Annotated in this window: 12 protein-coding genes and 1 riboswitch; of the genes, 10 read left to right on the forward strand and 2 right to left on the reverse strand. The window is 32.6% G+C overall.

From position 1 onward, the window contains the following. The first annotated feature begins 72 nt into the window (after positions 1 to 72). From ASF10_RS02365 to ASF10_RS02375, 3 genes are all read left to right on the forward strand, one after another. Entirely contained in the window at positions 73 to 978 is a 906-nt protein-coding gene (locus tag ASF10_RS02365) for a GLPGLI family protein (protein WP_056244899.1), read from the forward strand. Between the two features lie 43 nt (positions 979 to 1,021). Further along, positions 1,022 to 3,709, forward strand: coding sequence for a carboxypeptidase-like regulatory domain-containing protein (locus tag ASF10_RS02370; RefSeq protein WP_056244902.1), 2,688 nt, complete (start codon positions 1,022 to 1,024; stop codon positions 3,707 to 3,709). A 92-nt stretch (positions 3,710 to 3,801) separates the two neighbouring features. After that, complete coding sequence (locus ASF10_RS02375) at positions 3,802 to 6,039, forward strand: hypothetical protein (RefSeq protein WP_056244904.1); 2,238 nt, start codon at positions 3,802 to 3,804, stop codon at positions 6,037 to 6,039. 38 nt (positions 6,040 to 6,077) lie between these two features. On the opposite strand, the gene ASF10_RS02380 is transcribed toward ASF10_RS02375, so the two are convergent. After that, on the reverse strand, positions 6,078 to 7,853 hold the full coding sequence (locus ASF10_RS02380; protein ID WP_056244908.1) for a DUF4153 domain-containing protein: 1,776 nt from the start codon (positions 7,851 to 7,853) through the stop codon (positions 6,078 to 6,080). Positions 7,854 to 8,033: 180 nt separating this feature from the next. Between ASF10_RS02380 and ASF10_RS02385 the strand changes: the two genes are divergently transcribed. Further along, positions 8,034 to 9,500 (forward strand): M28 family metallopeptidase, encoded by a 1,467-nt coding sequence (locus tag ASF10_RS02385; RefSeq protein WP_056244911.1) that lies wholly within the window; start codon positions 8,034 to 8,036, stop codon positions 9,498 to 9,500. A 333-nt stretch (positions 9,501 to 9,833) separates the two neighbouring features. On the opposite strand, the gene metK is transcribed toward ASF10_RS02385, so the two are convergent. Continuing rightward, positions 9,834 to 11,084, reverse strand: coding sequence for a methionine adenosyltransferase (gene metK / locus ASF10_RS02390; protein WP_055097134.1), 1,251 nt, complete (start codon positions 11,082 to 11,084; stop codon positions 9,834 to 9,836). 527 nt (positions 11,085 to 11,611) lie between these two features. On the opposite strand from metK, the gene ASF10_RS02395 reads away from it, so the two are divergent. From ASF10_RS02395 to ASF10_RS02420, 6 genes are all read left to right on the forward strand, one after another. After that, entirely contained in the window at positions 11,612 to 14,458 is a 2,847-nt protein-coding gene (locus tag ASF10_RS02395) for a TonB-dependent receptor plug domain-containing protein (RefSeq protein WP_056244914.1), read from the forward strand. A 577-nt stretch (positions 14,459 to 15,035) separates the two neighbouring features. Then, positions 15,036 to 15,224 (forward strand): hypothetical protein, encoded by a 189-nt coding sequence (locus ASF10_RS02400; protein WP_056244918.1) that lies wholly within the window; start codon positions 15,036 to 15,038, stop codon positions 15,222 to 15,224. Positions 15,225 to 15,293: 69 nt separating this feature from the next. After that, positions 15,294 to 16,598, forward strand: coding sequence for an O-acetylhomoserine aminocarboxypropyltransferase/cysteine synthase family protein (locus ASF10_RS02405; protein WP_056244921.1), 1,305 nt, complete (start codon positions 15,294 to 15,296; stop codon positions 16,596 to 16,598). 224 nt (positions 16,599 to 16,822) lie between these two features. Then, positions 16,823 to 17,911: an aspartate kinase gene (locus tag ASF10_RS02410; RefSeq protein WP_056244924.1), complete on the forward strand. Its 1,089-nt coding sequence runs from the start codon at positions 16,823 to 16,825 to the stop codon at positions 17,909 to 17,911. A gap of 612 nt (positions 17,912 to 18,523) precedes the next feature. Continuing rightward, positions 18,524 to 18,727: a hypothetical protein gene (locus ASF10_RS02415; protein WP_056244926.1), complete on the forward strand. Its 204-nt coding sequence runs from the start codon at positions 18,524 to 18,526 to the stop codon at positions 18,725 to 18,727. Positions 18,728 to 18,915: 188 nt separating this feature from the next. Beyond that, positions 18,916 to 19,024: riboswitch (SAM riboswitch) on the forward strand. 77 nt (positions 19,025 to 19,101) lie between these two features. After that, positions 19,102 to 20,085: an alpha/beta fold hydrolase gene (locus ASF10_RS02420; protein WP_241774885.1), complete on the forward strand. Its 984-nt coding sequence runs from the start codon at positions 19,102 to 19,104 to the stop codon at positions 20,083 to 20,085. The last annotated feature ends 1 nt before the right edge of the window (position 20,086 follow it).

The following is a 20,086-nucleotide window of genomic DNA, read 5'->3' on the forward strand; positions in this document are numbered from 1 at the left end:
TCGGTATTTTAAAATAAATAATACATTTGAGTGTAAGTTTTATCGGATTTACTCAAATTTAAAGAAAACACAATGAAAAAAGTAATCTATTATATGTCCTTAATACTTGTATTTACTCAGATGCAAGCTCAAAAAGATTTTCAGGGAATGGCAGTTTATGAGTCAAAAACGCAAGCTCCAAAATTTGAAGGTATGCGAGGTAATCGTGATATTACTCCGGAAATGCAAAAGAACATGGAAGAGCGAATGAAAAAAATGCTGGAAAAAACATTTATTCTGAATTTTGACAAATCGGCCTCTATTTACAAAGAAGAAGAAAAATTAGAAACTCCGGGACAACAAGGCAGCGGAATGCGTATTATGATGAATTCATTTATGGGCGGTGGCGGAACATTTTATAAAGATGTAAAAACAAAATCTTATACGGTAGATAAAGAATTTATGGGAAAAGAATTTCTGGTTGTAGATTCTTTGCCAAATCTTAACTGGAAAATGGAATCTGAAACCAAGCAAATTGGTGGATATACCTGCTATAAAGCAACTGCGGTGAAAGAAGCCAGTAAAACTGATTTTAGAAATTTCAGACCAAAAAACAACGACGATAAAAAGCCTGAAGATAAAAAAGAGGATGTAAAGAAAACCTCGGGAGAAACGAAAACCAACTTCGAGGATAATTTTGAAATGCCAAAAGAAGTTACAATAACAGCTTGGTATTCTCCGGAAATTCCGGTGAATCAAGGTCCGGAAAATTATTGGGGATTACCGGGTTTAATCTTAGAAATCAATGACGGAAGAACAACGATATTATGCTCCAAAATTGTTTTGAATGCTAAAGATAAAGTCGAGATAAAACCTTCAAAAAAAGGAAAAGTAGTTTCTCAAAAAGAATACGACGAAACTGTCATTAAAAAAATGGAAGAATTTAGAGAAATGAATCGTGGCCGCGCAGGAGGACCACCGCCAATGATGGGAAGATAAACATCATTTCTAAAACTTTTTATTTATTCTAATCATTTTCATAATGAACAAGACTCTCTATATCCTGGCTTTTCTGTTTACCTCTCTATGTTTTTCGCAAAGTGTTCGTTTTGATGGCTTTATTCAGGATGAACAAAAAAATCCGTTAGAAATGGCCAATATTATGGCGGTTAATAGTGCTACAAAAGCAATGGATTCTTACGGAATTACCAATGATAAAGGAAAATTTCAGCTCACGTTAAAGCCCAATACATCTTACTCGATAAAAGTGAGTTATCTTGGAATGAAATCGAAAGAAATTTCAATTGCAACTCAAAACACAAACATTGTTCAGAATATTGTTATGGATGATGCCGGAATTGAACTTGAAGGGGTTGAAATTGTTCGTGAAATGCCGGTTTCTATAAAAGGAGATACTATTGTTTATAATGCGGATTCGTTTAAATCCGGAACAGAAAAAAAGCTGGAAGATGTACTTAAAAAACTTCCGGGCGTTGAGGTAAATGCCGATGGAGAAATTGAAGTCGAAGGCAAAAAAGTGAGTAAGCTAATGGTCGAAGGAAAGGATTTTTTTGATGGCGATACCAAACTTGGCGTTAAAAACATTCCTGCAGATGCCATTGATAAAATTCAGGTTTTAAGAAACTACAATGAAGTTGGAGCTTTAAAAGGCTTAGAAAATGATCAGGATAATGTTGCGATGAACATAAAACTGAAAGAAGGAAAAAAGAACTTTTGGTTTGGTGATGTCACCGCAGGAACCGGAGTTGGAGAACTCGACAGCCGTTATATTATTAATCCCAAATTGTTTTATTACAGTCCTAAATACAGCATTAATTTAATCACCAACTTTAATAATATTGGAGAATTACCGCTTACGGCTCAGGATTATTTTAAGTTTACGGGCGGATTTAAAAATATGATGAAAAAGGGCGGAAGCAATTTTAATGTTTCTTCAAACGACTTAGGAATTTCGATCTTGAGAAACAACCGTGCAAAAGAAATTGAAACCAAATTTGGAGCGACAAATTTCGCTTATTCCGTTACAAAAAAATGGAACATTAGTGGTTTCGGAATTCTGTCAACTTCAAAAACAGATCTCGAAACGAAGTCGCAAACTACAATTCTGGATTCTGGAGATGAACAAAAAAGAGACGAATTAACACATCAAAAAAATAATTTAGGACTTTTTAAATTGAGTTCGACATACAAGCCAAACGATAAATTTCAGTTTGATTATGATATTTTAACCAAACTCTCCAAACAAAATGAAGATACAGAACTGTTGCGAGAATCAGTTGTAAGCAATGTTTCATCTTTAGAAACTATTTTGACCAATAAAAAACAAGATCCAACATCAGTAAATCAAAACCTGAGTTTGTATTATACACAAAGCGAGAAGAATATTTTCGCCTTTGAAATGCAGCATTTGTATCAGGATGAAAACCCTTTTTATAATGCCAATTTACGTACGCAGCCTTTTAATTTTTCGGGATATATTTCAGGGCAGGACCGAAATGATCTTAATCAGGATCGATATGTAAAAACCAATAAAGTAGATGCTAAACTGGATTACTATTATATGGTTACGCCAAAAAGCAATATCAATATTACAGTAGGAAACACATTCTCGTATCAGGATTTTAATTCGCATATTTTTCAAATTCTGGATAATGGTGATAAAAATGACCTGAATAGTGCCGAAAACAACAATCTGGTCAATTATAATTTTAATGATGTATTTCTTGGGTTCCACTATAAAATTCTAGCAGGAAAATTTACTTTAACACCTGGAGTCAGTGTACATTCTTATACGATGAAAAACACACAATTAGGAACTGATTATTCTCAAAGTTTCACGAAAGTGCTGCCAGATTTTTTTGCTTTATATCAAATTAAAAAAGCAGAAACCCTGACCTATAATTTCTCTCTGTCAAATGATTTTACAGATATTAATCAATTGGCTTCGGGATTTGTTTTATCAGATTACAGTAGTTTATTTAGAGGAAATCGATTATTAGAAAATGCTACTTCGCAAGTCCATTCATTGCGCTACTTTAAATATAATATGTTCAATTTTGAGAATATTTTTGCCAACGCAACCTATACCAAAAAAGTGGATGCCATTAAAACAAAAGCAGATTTTACAGGAATCAATCAATCGTCATCTCCTTATAATTCTAATCTTGCCGATGAAACTTTTACTGGAATGGGAAATTATGGACGTTCTTTTTTAAAGAATTACAAAGCATCTGTAAATGCTACTTTCAATTGGTCTAAATTCAATAACATACAGAACAATATAGTATCGACTACAGAAAGTTTTAGTCAAAGTTATACTGTAAAAGCTTCAACAAACTATAAAAATTTCCCCAATTTAGAGTTTGGTTATAATGCGCTGATTAACAAATACAGCGGCTCGACTTATTATACAGATAAACCGTTTGCGAGATTAGATTATTATTTTTTAAATAGCTTTTCGTTTGTTTCAGAGTATGAATTTTACCATTATTATACAGGTAATAAAACAGTCGATAATGAATATGATTTTTTAAGCGCCAGTTTAATTTATCAAAAAAAGGATAGTAAATGGGAGTATAAAATTGCTGCTACAAATTTACTAAATACTAAATATCTTAACGATGACAGCTTCTCACAGTTTTCTACAAGAGTTTCACAATACACTGTACAGCCTCGTTACATCATTTTTTCGATGAAATATAATTTATAGTATTTTAATTACAATGCTTTATGTTTTTTGATACTTTTTTAAATAAGAAAGAAATATCTTTGTTTTAAATAGTAACAACTAAAATTGTAAGCATGCGTAATTTTATATGGAGTTTCTTAGCGTTCTTTTGTTTAATTTCTGTTTCTTTTTCTCAAACAAAAAATATTGAAAAAGGATCTTATCTGTCTACAAACAAAGGTCAGAAGATCAAACTAAATTTATTAGAAGATAATAAATACGAATTGGTTTTTTATTCGGGTAATTATGAAGTAAAAGGTGATTCATTATTGTTTGCTCCAAATGTAAAAACAGAAAGTGTTTTTGATCTGGCGTTTAAAAATGATAAAAAAGCAAAAAAAGTAAAAGTTAAGTTCTCAGATGCTGTTTACTATTATTCTTTTTATATAGGTACACAAAATGGTTCCGGTGATGTTCAATATCAAAGATTGTCTGATATTAGAGAAAAAGTAAATCCTGCAGATGATAAACTTGACGTAGATTTTGAAATCGAACGTGCCGATTATTTGTACTTGGTTTATGAAGAATATGGAGGAAATAGCAAAGTATCAAAATTTGCTTTGCCAAAAGATGTTTCAGAAATTACAATTAAATACGAGCCTGAGGCCTTAGGCGATTTAAAGATAAAAGGTTTCTTTAACCAGAAAACAAATGAGTTGATGATCTCTGAACAATCAGGAAAAGATCCACTGGTTTTTCGTAATGCAAAAGATCCTCAGCCTGAAAAAGTTTCAAAAGTAGTTTCGTTAGAAAATAAGACAATCGTAAATTTCACTTATCCAGGTAAAGAACCTTTGGTAACAGAGGATTTTGGATTGGCAAGTGATTCTACTGCTGTAGCTGTAGAGTCTTATCCTTCAACAAATTTTGATTTTAAGTTCAAGATCGAAGACAATTTGAAAAGCGCTATTGCAGCAACAAAAAGTACTAAAACTAAATTTTTAGTAGTAGCAGTTGATAATAAAAATACTTCGGCGAAAGTTGATTTTGATACTTTTATTAAAAATCAGGAAACTCAGGTTAGTTATAATATGTATGAAGGATATAATCCGGAATATGATTTGTATAATTTTTATCTGGCTAATGCCGATGATAAAAAATGGTTGAAAACGAATAAACTTGCTGATACACAAAGTGTAATTATTTTAAATGGTAATGGAGAAATCCTTGCCACTGCAAAATCTAATCTAACAGAAAAACAATATCAGTTAGGTTATTATGACGGTTTATATAAAAAATTACAGGCAATAGATGGATTAGCTGCTTTTAGTAAAACAATAAAAAATAAAAAAGCAACTGATGCTGATTTAATTCAGGCTTTTAATAAAGTATCGGTTCTTGAAATACCGTATGATTATAACACAGATTATGCAGTTACAACAGACGATAATACTGCTGGATTTAAATTTGTAAATACAACTTTAGATAAAAAAGAAGTTTCACAAATCTGGAAAAAGCTGATTGAAACACATCAAAAAGATACAAAACCTAATATGTATCTGGTAGAAACTATTTTGAAAGAAATACAAAATCAAGGATTCTCAAAACAATTTTTTACGGAAGGTAAAGTTTTAAATGATACTGATTTTCTTGCCATAGATTATCTGATAAAACATTATGATGCGATTGATGCAGAACGCGCAGCTTTTGTTGCTAAAGAAGGTGAAACGCATGTAATAGGAAGTTTAAATACAGAAATTGCAAGAGCTTTAGAGCAAAATAAATATGTTGCGGAAAATGATATTGCAGCAGAAAAAAATGAAAGCAAAACAATTTCAGTTTATAAAAAACTAATTGCCGCAGGTAAAGGAAACTTTGAATGTTATCAAAATTACTTTACTTATTTAGCTGATGTAAATGATAAAGACGGCTCTAATACAACTTATTTAAAAGAGTTCAGTACTTATTTTAATGCCAATCTGGCTACGGATAAAGGAAGCGTTATCGAAAAATTAGATACTATGTTTACTACAATAGATCCTACTTCTGATTATGCGTATAACGGCTGGAATGCGTTTAAGGAATATCATTCTAATTTATGCAATTCTGCTGCATGGACGGTGGTTTCAAAACCAGGGAATTTGAGTTTTATAAAATCAGCGATCACATGGTCAGAATATAGTTTGGTCGTTACTAAAAACAATTCTTATTATCTGGATACATTAGCACAATTGTATTATAAAGACGGACAAAAACAAAAAGCAATCGAGACACAAACTCTTGCCGTTAAATATCTAACGGATTATGTAGAAGCAGAAACTGCTGCAGAGATTCGAGAAACATTAAGTAAAATGCAAAACGGAACGTATTAAAATTAAAAAGCCTTTGAAATATCTCAAAGGCTTTTTTTTTAGTTCTTAATATTCACCAGCACTTTTATATTATAGTTGGTTACTATTTTTTTATTGTCTTTGATTTTTCCATTCGCACTAAGATAGGTAATCCTAATTTTGTATTTTGGAGTTTCTATTTCCTGTATTATTTTTTTATTTGAATTATAGTTCTCTTTAAAATCTTTGGTTTTATTCGCAAAATCATTGATTAATATTGGAATATTATCTTGATTAATTTGTAGATCTAAACCGTAATCTTTATCAAAAGATTGAATTGAATAGCTTTTGTTTTCAATTTTTATACAATCATTACACTCGAATTTATTCTGATAAGAAGAGAGATTAAAAGCGATATCATAGTCGTGTATATTCTCTACATTATTTTTATCATCTTCATAATAATAGTAATAAAACTCATCTTTGTTTTTTTCTTTTCTATCATAAGGAGATCTATATTCAAATCCTAAAGCTTCCATGATTTCATAATCACTGGGAAATTTATCTGTTTTAAGAAGCGTCTCCAGTTTTGTTTTGGCATAAGGAACCATTATTTGTACGCCATAATTATCTTCAAGAAAAGAAACAATGCTGCTTAAATCTTTTTCTTGTTCGAAAGTTAATTTTTGATTTGATTTTTGCATGTAAGATTCAAATCGGGATAATTGACTATTTTTTGAAATAAAATTGGCACTCTGCGGACCAACTAGAGAAAGCAGTCCTGCCAGACACAAACTCATGGGGATGAACTTTATTTTAGGTTGTTTTTGCATTAAAAAATACGCCACAATAACAGAAAGCCATATCGATAATAAAAGAACATAATAGCGTTCATGCGTAAAACCGTAAAGATTGATTCGATATAAAATTGCCCAAAAAAGTAATCCCAGTAACGGAATCAATAAAAAATAAAACCATCTGTTAAAAGTTCTCATCCATAGATTATTAGTTTCTGTCGCAATAGGATGAACCAATAAAAAAGATAAAATTCCGAAGATGGCAAATACCAAAACGAGATACGAAACCCATCCAACAGGCAAAGAAAACGTAATCAATATCTTGGCTTCATAACAAATTAAAATCACCAAATAAAGACTTATTAAAGGTAACAAAACATATTGCGTGAAATTTTTAAGCCCTTTAGGATACTTTAAAATCAAAGGATTCTCGCTGTTATTCGTTTCAGGAACTCCGTTTAAAAAGAATATCGTATTGAAGATTCCGGCAATAACAAAAAAGATATGAAGATAAATGTGATCATAAAATTCAACCTTGAATAACTTATCAATAGCTAAAATAGCCAATGCCAAACCACAATAAAGTACAACACTATATAAACCAGCGGTTAAAATTCGAAGAAAAAGCTGTTTGTTAAATTCCCAAAACTCATCCTGATCATATGATCTGGGCAAGAAACCGGCAAATGAAACTAACAAATGCAAAGCGATATTAAGGACTAAAAACTGTTGTATTTCAAGATCTGTAATGTCTTTATGAAAATTAAAGACAAAGAGAAAAACAAAACTTCCGAGTATTATACTTGTTGCAAAACGTAAAATAGTATTCTTTTTTGAGGCAAGGAAAAACAAACTAACAGAAAGAAATAATACCAGACATAAAGAAGCACTCATTAATGCTTTTTCATAAAACTCTTTATTGGGATCATTATAGTTTTTTTCATTAACAATAATAGCGGAAAAAGTTCCTAAAACAGCGATAATTATTTCTAACGGAAATCTTAGAACTGTTTTTAGTGTGGCGTTTAGAACGTTTTGAAACGAAGGAAGTCTGCTCATTTTTTAATCAGTTATATTGTACTAAGAAAGGTAAATTGTAAGAGATAACCAAATAATAATAGTAATGACAAAAAAATGTTATCAGCATTTTATTGATTTTACATTTCAGTACTATTTCAAACCCAAATGGATGATTTTTTCTCAATAAATTACTAAGTTTGGAATATTAAATTAAAACGTATGAAAAATAAAATGATCCTCGTTTTAATTGCTTATGGAGGAGTAGTTTTTTCGCAGGCAATTAAAAAACCTCTCGTTTCAGCAATTACAGACAAAGACCTTAAAACCGATATGTACCAGATGGCTGGTGATCATTTTAATGGTCGTGAAGCAGGAACTTTAGATGAGTTGAAAGTATCGATGTGGCTGGCAAATAAAGCTAAAGAAGCAGGAATGGCTCCGGCGGGTGATGATGGAACTTATTTTCAGTTTTTTGATATGTACAGGCATCAGGTAACTCCAAATACAAAATTTAAAATTGGACAAAAAGAATACAAATTGTGGAAAGACGTTCTCGTAGCAGAAACCACAAACATTAAAGTAGATGCTTCATTAGTATATTTGGGAGCTGCTACAAAAGAAGAAATTGAAAAAGCAGATATTAAAGGAAAAGCAGTTGTTTTATTAGCATCGAAAGAAGGAATTGCTGATGATATTTCGCTTTTTGACAGACGTTATCCAGGTCTTGTTCGAAATAAATATTATGATCTTGTAGTTAAAAAAGGAGCAACAGCCCTTATCATGGTCGCAGATAAACTGGCAGAAGAAAGCTGGTCTCAGGTAGAACCACAAATGACAAGAGGTATTTACGGAATCGAAGGATTTCGTGATAAAATTGGTGCAACAATGCCGGTTTTCTGGGTACACAATGATCAGTTAGAATATCTTAAAAGCACTAAAGATTTATTGTCTACAGAAGTAATTTCAGAAACCTACAAATATCCTTCAGTAAATGTGGTTGGAACAATCGCCGGAACTGATGCGAAGCTAAAAAATGAATATGTTCTTTTTAGCGGACACCAGGATCACGACGGAGTAAGACAAAAATATGGTAAAGATTCTATTTATAACGGAGCAGATGATAACGCAAGTACGTGTGTAGCCATGTTAGCCATTGCAAGAGCGTATAAAAAGCAACCCGGAAAAAGAACTTCTCTATTTGTATTTCACGGTTCAGAAGAGCGTGGTTTATTAGGATCAAGATGGTATGCATCTCACCCAACAGTTCCGGAAAAAGATATTATTGCAGTTCTAAATGGAGATATGATTGGTAGAAATAACGTAAATCAGGCAGCTCTTTTAGGATCTAGTTCTCCTCACGAAAATTCATCTGATTTAGTGGCAATTGCTAAAAGAGCAAATGATGAAGGCCCTAAATTTGATTTAGATAAACTTTGGGACAGACCAGAACATCCGGAATATTTTTATTTCCGTTCAGATCATTTACCATATGCAAAAAGAGGAATTCCGTCTGTTTTTTATACCAGTGTTTTGCACAGTCAATATCATACGCCAATGGATGAATCTGAAAATATTGATTTCGTAAAACTACATAAAATGACAGAATGGATGTATCGAACAGGCTGGATTTTATCTAACGATGCTTCTCGTCCTAAAACATTACCCAATGTTCAATTAGAGCGATAAATTCTGTTTTATTTGTATTGAAATTTAGACGCGGATAAAACGGATTCGCTATCGCGAAAACGCGGATAAAAACAGATTTTTTCTTGGTTTGCATTCTACTTAGAGCAGAATGTAAAATAATTAGTGTATGAATTTAACTCAATCTAAAAATAAAAAATCCGTTTTTATCCGCGACTATACGAAGTAAATCCGTTTCATCCGCGTCGAATTTAGCTACAGATAAACTAACAAAAAATAAAAGAGGCTATCTAATAAATAGATAGCCTCTTTTTATGTTTAAGAGTAACTAGTTGTCGAAAAATCTAACAATCTAATTCGTCTAATAATCTAAATTTACAATCCAAATTCAGCTTTTACTTTGTCTACGAAATCAAGTTTCTCCCAGGTAAATAACTCAACAGTAACTGTTTTTTCGTGTCCTCCCGGAGCAAAGAAAGTTTTAGTTACAACTTCTGGTTTACGTCCCATGTGTCCGTAAGCAGCAGTTTCGCTATAGATTGGATTTCTTAATTTCAAACGTTGCTCAATAAAGTAAGGACGCATATCGAAGATAGCTTCTACTTTTTTAGCAATTTCACCATTAGTTAAGTTTACTTTAGAAGTTCCGTAAGTATCAATAAAGATTCCCATTGGTTCAGCAACTCCAATAGCGTAAGAAACCTGAACTAAAATCTCATCAGCAACACCGGCTGCTACTAAGTTTTTAGCGATATGACGAGTTGCATAAGCAGCACTTCTGTCTACTTTACTTGGATCTTTTCCAGAGAATGCACCACCACCGTGAGCACCTTTTCCACCGTAAGTATCTACAATGATTTTTCTTCCAGTTAAACCAGTATCTCCGTGAGGTCCTCCAATAACGAATTTTCCTGTTGGGTTAATATGGTAGTTGATTTTATCATTGAATAAATGTGCGTGAGCTGGATTTTTTGCAATGATTCTTGGAATCAAAATTTCGATAATATCTTTTTTGATTTTAGCAAGCATTGTAGCTTCTTCATCAAAATCATCATGTTGAGTCGAGATTACAATCGCATCGATACGAGTTGGTTTGTTATCGTCGCTATATTCTAAAGTTACCTGAGATTTAGCATCAGGACGTAAATAAGTGATCTCTTTATTCTCACGTCTTAAAATTGCTAATTCCTGTAATAATTTATGAGATAAATCAAGTGCCAATGGCATGTAGTTTTCAGTTTCGTTAGTTGCGTAACCAAACATCATTCCTTGGTCTCCAGCACCTTGCTCTTCCGGCTTAGCTCTGTCAACACCCTGATTAATATCTGCTGATTGCTCATGAATTGCAGAAAGAATTCCACAAGAATTTGCTTCAAACATATACTCGCTTTTAGTATATCCGATTTTACGGATAACTTCGCGGGCAATTTGCTGCACATCAAGATAAGTATTCGATTTTACTTCACCTGCTAAAATTACCTGACCAGTTGTAACAAGAGTTTCACAAGCTACTTTTGAGTCAGCATCAAATGCCAGAAAGTTATCAATTAAAGCATCCGAAATTTGATCTGCAACTTTGTCTGGATGCCCTTCACTAACAGATTCTGACGTAAATAAATAAGCCATAATAATTTATTAAATTAACATTAAGCGAGGAAAAGTAATTGCTGAAAGTGCTAAAGGAGGTATCCTGCTTTAGCATTTTTTACTACTGAAATTAATCTTTCAGCATTCATAACGAACCGTTTCATTATGAAGAGGTTGCAATCAGTTCAAATTTTTCCTCTGTATTCGGGTGCAAAGGTATAAAACCATTTTGATTTGCAAATTAAAGTTCAACATTTTTTATTTTTATAAGTATAAATTTAACACAAACATACTAAATTGATAGGGTAATAGAAATTATTTCTGTTTTTGTTTGGTCGATTAAAAAATAGTTTGCAAATTTGCCCCATCAAAAGAAAATAAAACATGAAATCAATAGTTTGCAATATGTCTTGTAAGATGCCGGAGCCTTCCGCAGAGACGCTATTGTAGATTTTTTTCAAAAATATATATAGAACCTCTGCTAACCGCAGAGGTTTTTTTTTGCCCAAAAAGCAACAAACCATAAACCACTTTTAAATCAAAATAATAATCAATCAAAAGAACGCATGAAAAAAAATGTAGTATTAGCATTAAGCCTTTTAACATTTTCCGGAATCTATGCTCAGGACAATAAAAAAGAGCAGGATACCTTAAAGAACAATGAACTATCAGAAGTAACAATAGTAGGATCCAGAAGTAAAAACAGAGTAAAAACAGATGTTCCGGTTCCGGTAGATGTTTTTAATATCTCAGAAATAACAAAAGGATCACCGCAAACCAGTGTAACACAGATCTTAAATTATGTTGCACCTTCTTTTACCAGTAATGCAACTTCTACAGCAGATGCTACAGATCACGTTGATCCCGCACAATTAAGAGGTTTAGGTCCGGATCAGGTTTTAATATTAGTAAATGGTAAACGCAGGCATTCAAGTGCACTAGTAAATATAAACGGATCTCCCGGAAGAGGTTCTGTAGGAACAGATTTAAACGCAATCCCATCATTTGCGATCGAAAGAATTGAAGTTTTACGTGATGGTGCAGCGGCTCAATACGGTTCTGATGCAATTGCAGGAGTTATCAATATTGTACTTAAAAAGAATGCCAATTTTATTTCAGGAGGAATTCAATATGGTACAAATTTATCATCAGGATCTAATAATTTTAAAGGTGGAGCCGATGGTCAGAATTTGCAAGTAGATTTAAACTACGGAACCTCTTTAGGCAAAGCGGGAAGTTTTCTGAATGTTACTGGAAGCGCTGTGACCAGACAAGCAACAAGCAGAGCCGGAATTAGAAATAATGCTATTTTTAATGCCTATAATGCTGTAGAAAACAGAGCTGCTCAAAATGGTGTTGCTATTAATTCTTTATACAGTAATATAAACAACACGCCAAATTCTGCTCAAATCCTTACTTCATTAAAACAATATGCGCCACAAGTAAGTTATTTTACACCGGCACAACAAACGGCAATTTCATCGGCTACAACATTAACACAAATGCAAACAGCTTTGAATTTTGATGTAACCAATAATGAAATGGCTTACAGAGGTCAGGAAAGAAGCGATTATAATATGAGTGTTGGCCAGTCAGAACTAGCTTCAGGACAACTATATTATAATACAAAATACCCTTTGACAGAAACTACGGCTTTATACTCTTTTGGTGGAGTCTCGTATAGAAATGGTAAATCGTACGCTTTTAACAGATTGCCAAATGGTTCCGGAACTTTCACACAAGTGTATGAAAATGGATTTTTACCGGAGATTCAATCGGATATTTTAGATGCTTCATCTGCGGTTGGAGTTACAACAGAATTATTTGGTTTTGATACTGATCTTAGTACAAACCTGGGGACAAACTCTTTTAAATATGATGTAAACAATACGATCAATGCAACTTTAGGAACCAATTCAGGTACAAGTTTTGATGCCGGAAAAGTTTCGTTTTTACAAAGCACAACCAATTTGGATTTTAGTAAAAAACTTGATGTTTTAGAAGGATTAAATGTTGCTTTTGGTGGAGAATTCAGATATGAAAATTACCAAATTAAAGAAGGAGAACAAGCTTCGTACGGATTATATGATACAAACGGAAATTTAGTTTCTGGAATTCTGCCAAGTAATTCACCATTAATCGTAACGGACTTTTTTGGTAACAAACGTGGAGCAGGAGCACAAGGATTTTCTGGATTTCAACCAGCAGATGCCAAAGAAAAAGACAGAAAAAGTGGTGCAGCTTATGTTGATTTAGAATTAAACGCCACTAAAAACTGGCTTTTAAACGGAGCTGTGCGTTATGAGAATTATTCAGATTTTGGTAGTACCGTAATTTTTAAACTGGCATCTCTTTTAAAGTTGAATGACAATATCAACTGGAGAATTTCAGGTCAAACCGGTTTTAGAGCGCCATCATTACAGCAAAAATATTTTGAAGCAAGTTCAACTCAGTTCATAAACGGATCTCCTTATCAGGTAGGATATTTTACAAACGACTCACAAGCAGCTAAAAGTATTGGAGTTGAAAGCCTGAAACCTGAAAAATCTAAAAGTATCAGTACAGGATTTACATTCAAGATTCCGGAAGCAAATATTACAATTGCAACCGATGCTTACTTTACAAGAATCGACGACAGAGTGGTTTTAACAGGACAATATGCAAGACCAACAGATGCTCAGATAAGTGCTGCAACATCAGACCAGCAACGAGATGCCTTGACTTTATTTCAACAAGCATTTGATTTAAAAGGTGTAGAAAGAGCTTCGTTCTGGACTAACGGAATCAACTCTGAAACTAAAGGTATCGATGTGGTAATTTCTCAGAAATATGATGTAATCCAGGATTTTACCATCAGAAACGATTTTGCTTTAAGCTATAATACAACTAAAAGAGTTGGTGCATTAAATGTTCCTCAATCTATTATTGATGCAGGTGGAGATCCTTATATATATTCATTTTTCCCGGAATCAAGCCGTATTTATTTAGAAGAAGCAATCCCGAAATTGAAAGCTAATTTAATGACTACTTTCAATATCAAAAAACTGGATATTTATTTAAGAAACAGTTATTTCGGAAAAGTTACAGATCCGGGCGCGACAGATGTAAACTTAGACGGATCATCTTCAGTTTATGAACATCCGGAATACAGCGCAAAAATTGTTACCGATTTATCTTTCGGATATCAAATCAATGAGAAATTCAGATTCACAGTTGGGTTTAATAATATAGGAGATGTTTATCCGGACAGAAACAACCCTTCAACTCCTGCGTTTACAAACACAACACCAACATTGTCTCCCGCGCCAAGTGCAGATTTAACAAATGCAAATCAATTTGCTTACTCAAGAGCGGTATCACAATTTGGATTAAATGGAAGATTTGGTTTTGCCAGATTAAGTTTTAAATTCTAAAAATAAGATTGTCCACGGGTTTTGCGGATTAAACGGGTTAACGCTGGTTTTTTTAATCATTTTAATTCTTTAATTAGTGGCTTAACTTTTTATATAATCAGCTTCAGCTAAAATATGCCACAGATTAAAAAGATTTACTCAGATTTTTTTAATCATTTTAATCCTTTAATCTGTGGCTAAATTTTTAATTGAATAGAAGAGGATAAGAAGAACCTGTGCAAATCCGCTTAATCCGCAAAATCCGTGGGCTAAATTTTTTAAACAGAAACACCAGTATTCACAGGGCTTCGAAAAAAATAATGTAAAATATCATTTTTTGATTTGGTAGTTATAAAAATAGTTTCTATATTTACTCTATCAAATTAGTCGAGTTTAAAAATAAGAATTAATTTAAATAAAATGAAAATGAAAACAATAGCGAATAATATGATTATATGTTGTGAGATGATGCAAATGTGCATCCCAATTCGTTGTTGCCAAAAGTAAAAGATAAAATCTTTGTTATAGTTAAACTATAAGCCCTTTTGGTAGCCATCCTAAAGGGCTTTTTTTATTTCAATACTTTAAATTAAAAATTATGAAAACACTAAACTCAATCGCAATAGAATATTTATTGAGAAACGATTCTCAAAAAAACAATAATAAATCAGAAGAGATAACAAGAGAAATTATAAGAATAAATACAGAGCAGCATATAAAAAGTCAAAAATCATTGTTGTTTCACCTGTATGATCTTGAAGAAGAAGCCGAAGAAATTTTTGTTTAAATCAATTCAAAAATCAATTACAATATCAATATATAAGTATTAATAATATTTAAAAAAAACTAAGAAATCATGAGCACACAAAAATTCGCAACAAACGCACTACACGCAGGACACGATGTTACTAAAAATGCAGGAACAAGAGCAGTGCCTATTTATCAGACATCATCATATGTATTTAACGATTCAGATCATGCTGCCAATTTATTTGGTCTTGCCGAAGCCGGATTTATTTACACAAGATTAAATAACCCAACAAATGATGTTTTAGAGCAACGTCTTGCAGCTCTCGAAGGCGGAATTGGAGCTGTAGTTACAGCATCAGGAGCATCTGCAATTTCTACAACTTTTTTGACACTGCTAAAAGCGGGCGATCATATTGTGGCTTCAAACAGTTTATACGGAGGAACTTATAATTTACTAAGTGTAACTTTACCACGTTTAGGTATTACAACCACTTTTGTAGATCCGTCTAAACCGGAAAATTTCACAAAAGCAGCCAAAGAAAATACAAGAGCCTTTTTTGTAGAATCTTTAGGAAACCCAAAATTAGATGTATTAGACTTAAAAGCAATTTCGGCAGAAGCCAAAAACTTTAAAGTACCTTTTATTGTAGACAATACGGTTGCTACTCCTTATTTATTGAACCCAATTGAGTACGGAGCAGATATTGTAATTCATTCTTTGACCAAATATATTTCAGGAAACGGAACTTCTTTAGGAGGAGTTATTATTGATGCAGGAAATTTTGACTGGTCAAACGGAAAATTTCCTGAATTTACAGAACCTTCCGCAGGATATCACGGTTTAGTATATCACGAAGCTTTAGGAAATGCTGCATTTATTGCAAAGGCAAGAATTGAAGGATTACGTGATTTTGGAGCCGCTTTGAGTCCGTTTAATGCATTTCAGATTATTCAGGGATTAGAAACATTACCAATCCGAATCAAGAAACATAGCGAAAATGCCTTGGCATTGGCTTCATGGTTAGAAAATCAAGATGAGGTAGTTTGGGTAAATTATCCAGGTCTAAAAAACAATAAATATTATGATTTGGCACAACAATATTTACCAAAAGGACAAAGTGGAGTAATCACTTTTGGACTAAAAGGTGGTTTTGATGCCGCTAAAAAAGTGGTTGATCAAACTAAATTGTTCTCACTTTTGGCAAATATTGGCGATACAAAATCATTAATCATACATCCGGCAAGTACAACGCACCAACAATTGTCTGATACTGAACAATTAGAAACAGGAGTTTCAAAAGATCTAGTCCGACTTTCTGTTGGAATTGAAGATATCGAAGATTTAATAGCTGATTTGCAGGCTGCTTTCGCAAGCGTTACGGAGTCGCAATACAGCATTAATAAAAATTAGGTTTTTTTGTTTTTTGTTTGAAAAATTGCCTTTAGTAGCGTGAGTTCTGCTAGAGGTGATTTTTTATAATAAAGAAATTCAACATATTTTTTTCACCATATAAGTAGAGACGCACTGCTGTGCGTCTAAATTGTTTGTCTGGCAGTGCATCATGTAGATTGATATTATTAAATGAACTTATATCACTTATATGGTTTAAAATAACCCCCAATAAATTAAAAATTATGTCAAAGCTTAAAATAAATATCATCCTTTTTGGAATTGGAAATATCGGAAGTACTTTGATCAATCAAATTATCGAAAGTCAGGAGTTTTTTCTCCAAAGTAAAAATGTCGATTTTCATTTTCCGATAATTACAAATTCTACAGTTGCTTTTTTCGAGAAAGAAGGCGTAGGATATGCATGGGAAACCAATTTCTTAGAATTGGCAGTTCCGTTTAAAGTGCAGGATATTATTGAATTTGCCAAAGAAAATGAATTTGAAAATCTAATTGCAGTTGATGCAACGGCAAGCGACGAGTTAATTCATCATTATAATACCCTGATCGAAAACGGATTTAATATTGTAGCGGTCAATAAAAAAGCCAATACCTTACCAATAGATTTGTACAAAGAGATTAGAGCAAATCTTAAAAAGCACGACAAAGAGTTTTTGTATGAAACATCAGTAGATACAGGTTTTCCGGTATTACAGACTCTTAGGGATTTGTATTATTCTGGCGAAAAAATCACGAAGATACGAGGTGTTTTTTCAGACAATCTAAGTTATGTCTTTAATAGATTTGCGAATGAAGAAGCCACCTTTTCCTCTCTTTTAAAAGATGCCAGTTTGCTGGGATTAATGCGTTCTACTTTTAAGGAAGATTTATCCGGAAACGATACGGCACGAAAACTGCTGATTCTGACCAGGGAAATTGGAAAAGATTTTGAACTTTCAGATATAAAAATCAATTCTCTAATTACCGAAGAACATCTGGAAAAAAACGGAATCCTTAATAAAGATGCAATTGACAAATCTTTTAAAATTGCAAAAATAACGCAGGCAGAGAATCATGTATTAAGATATGTTGGAGAATTTGATGTGCAGAAAAACACACTGGAAGTCAAATTAGTTTCAGAACCGGTTTCATCAGCTATTGGGCAATTAAAAGGATCAGATACCATTTTTGAAATTTATACACAATCTTACGCAGATGTTCCAATCGCCATTCAAAGTGCTTCGGCATGCAAACAAGCCATTTCAAGAGGGATAATAACTGACATTTTGAAAGTAGCTGATAAAATTAAAAATAAAGAAGCAGTTTGGTTGTAAGTGGTCTTTAATACTAGTTAGTTGTTCTTTGATTTATTGAAACAGGAAAGTTTATTATGTTTTTTCTTGTAAGTTTTAACTCTCAATTTTTAAGTTGTTAAATTTGTAAGATGTTTTTTAACGATAAAAACACGTTTTTTAACGTTTTTTAAGATTAATTTGCTGATCCTCACTTGCATAATTGAAAAAATATTCGCACATTTGTAATACCTCAAAATTACCAGAAGTAAATTTAGTATTCTGAATTAAAGTTATGTCGATCGGGACCAAAAGTTGAATAAACTTTTTTTCTTATTGATTTTAAAAGAAGAAAAAGTCAAAAGTATTTCAGTAGTTTCGAGAAGCTTATAAAAATAAACAAATGCAAGAATTTTTTAAAATAGTAAGTCAATCACAGATGAATAAATCCCTACAGATGAACAAGATGTTTAACGTCGCACGTATTTGTGTACGCGTCTGTTGATACTAAAAGTATATATAAGTTATTATAAAACTTAAACCCTTTTGGTATAAAAATCCAAAAGGGTTTTTTTATTTCATTTGGTTAGCATAACAAAAAATAAACGATTTAATAAACATAATAAAACGATAACTAACATAAACTTAAATATCATGAGCAAATTAAACTACATAACAAAAACTTTTTCTACGTTGAAAAATTTGAGAACAAAAAGAAACAATCCGCCACCGCCAACGAATGAATTGGTACATCCTAGATTTGGGATTACAGAGGCAGATAAAATAGCAGAGAAAAAAGAGCCAAATTCATTATTGTTTTTGATGTATTCAAAAGAAAATGAAACACTTTTTATCTAAATCAAAAAGTATCATAAAATAGGGGAATACCTGCTTAATTTTACTGGGCAAATTGTTCGGTAATTTTTTGCGTACAATAGTTTTTGTTTGAATTATGTTTAAGAAATTGAGGAATCAGTTTCGATAAAATTTGTTAGTTTAAGAAATAAGTAGTTAATTTGCACCTTTAAGTTCAAAAACGTATTGAAATGTTATAAAGAAAGGACGAGGGATTAGACCCGATGAATCCTTAGCAACCCTTCGTTAAATCGAAGAAGGTGCTGCATTCTACCACGCCCAAACGTGGAAAGATAACAACAAGAATTTTCTAGTTTCACTCTAGTACTTTCTTTCTAATATTTCCACATACAAATCAAAATTAAAAAGATTTGAAATTGGAAAATATACCAAGTCCCATTATAATTCAGGAATTCATCACCCAAAGTGGTGCATTATACCCGTCAATACCTTTAAGTTTTACGCTTTCTGGTTTACCATTACATAGCGCGCCTATTGTTTTGGTAAATCATGCTTTAACCGGAAATTCTCAGGTTACAGGTGAAAATGGCTGGTGGAATGATTTAATTGGCAATGAAAAAACAATAGATACCAACAGATATACCATATTAGCATTCGACGTTCCCGGGAATGGTAATGATTCCTTTATAATCGAAAACTATCAGGATTTTACAACAAGAGATATTGCCAGAATTTTTATAAAAGGACTTGAGGCTTTAAATATCAGCCAATTACATACTATCATTGGAGGTTCTGTAGGTGGAGGAATTGCCTGGGAAATCCTTGCATTAGAACCTGATATTACGCAAAACCTGATTCCAATTGCAACCGACTGGAAATCGACTGACTGGATGATAGCAAATTGTTATTTGCAAGGTCAAATCCTGAACAATTCTTCAAAACCTATCGAAGATGCCAGAATTCACGCCATGTTGTGTTATCGCTCTCCTGAATCATTCAAAGAAAAATTTCAAAGAACAATCAATAACGAGCTGTTGATTTTTAATATAGAAAGCTGGTTGGCACATCACGGTCACAAACTGCAAAAGCGATATCAATTGTCATCCTATAAATTGATGAACCAATTGCTTAAAACCATAGATATTACCAGAAATAGTGCCGATTTCGAAACTTTATTGTCCAGAACAAATGCAGCGATTCATATTATCGGGATCAACTCTGATTTGTTTTTTACACCAAAAGAAAATCGGGAAACGTTTCAGGAATTAAAAAAGTTCAAAGACAATGTTTTTTACAGCGAAATAGATTCGGTTCACGGACATGACGCTTTTTTAATCGAGTACAAACAATTAGATCATTTACTTGCCGATATTTTTAAGGCAGAAACAATAGAAAAATAAA

It is taken from the genome of Flavobacterium sp. Leaf82 (genome assembly GCF_001422725.1).
Classification (GTDB): domain Bacteria; phylum Bacteroidota; class Bacteroidia; order Flavobacteriales; family Flavobacteriaceae; genus Flavobacterium.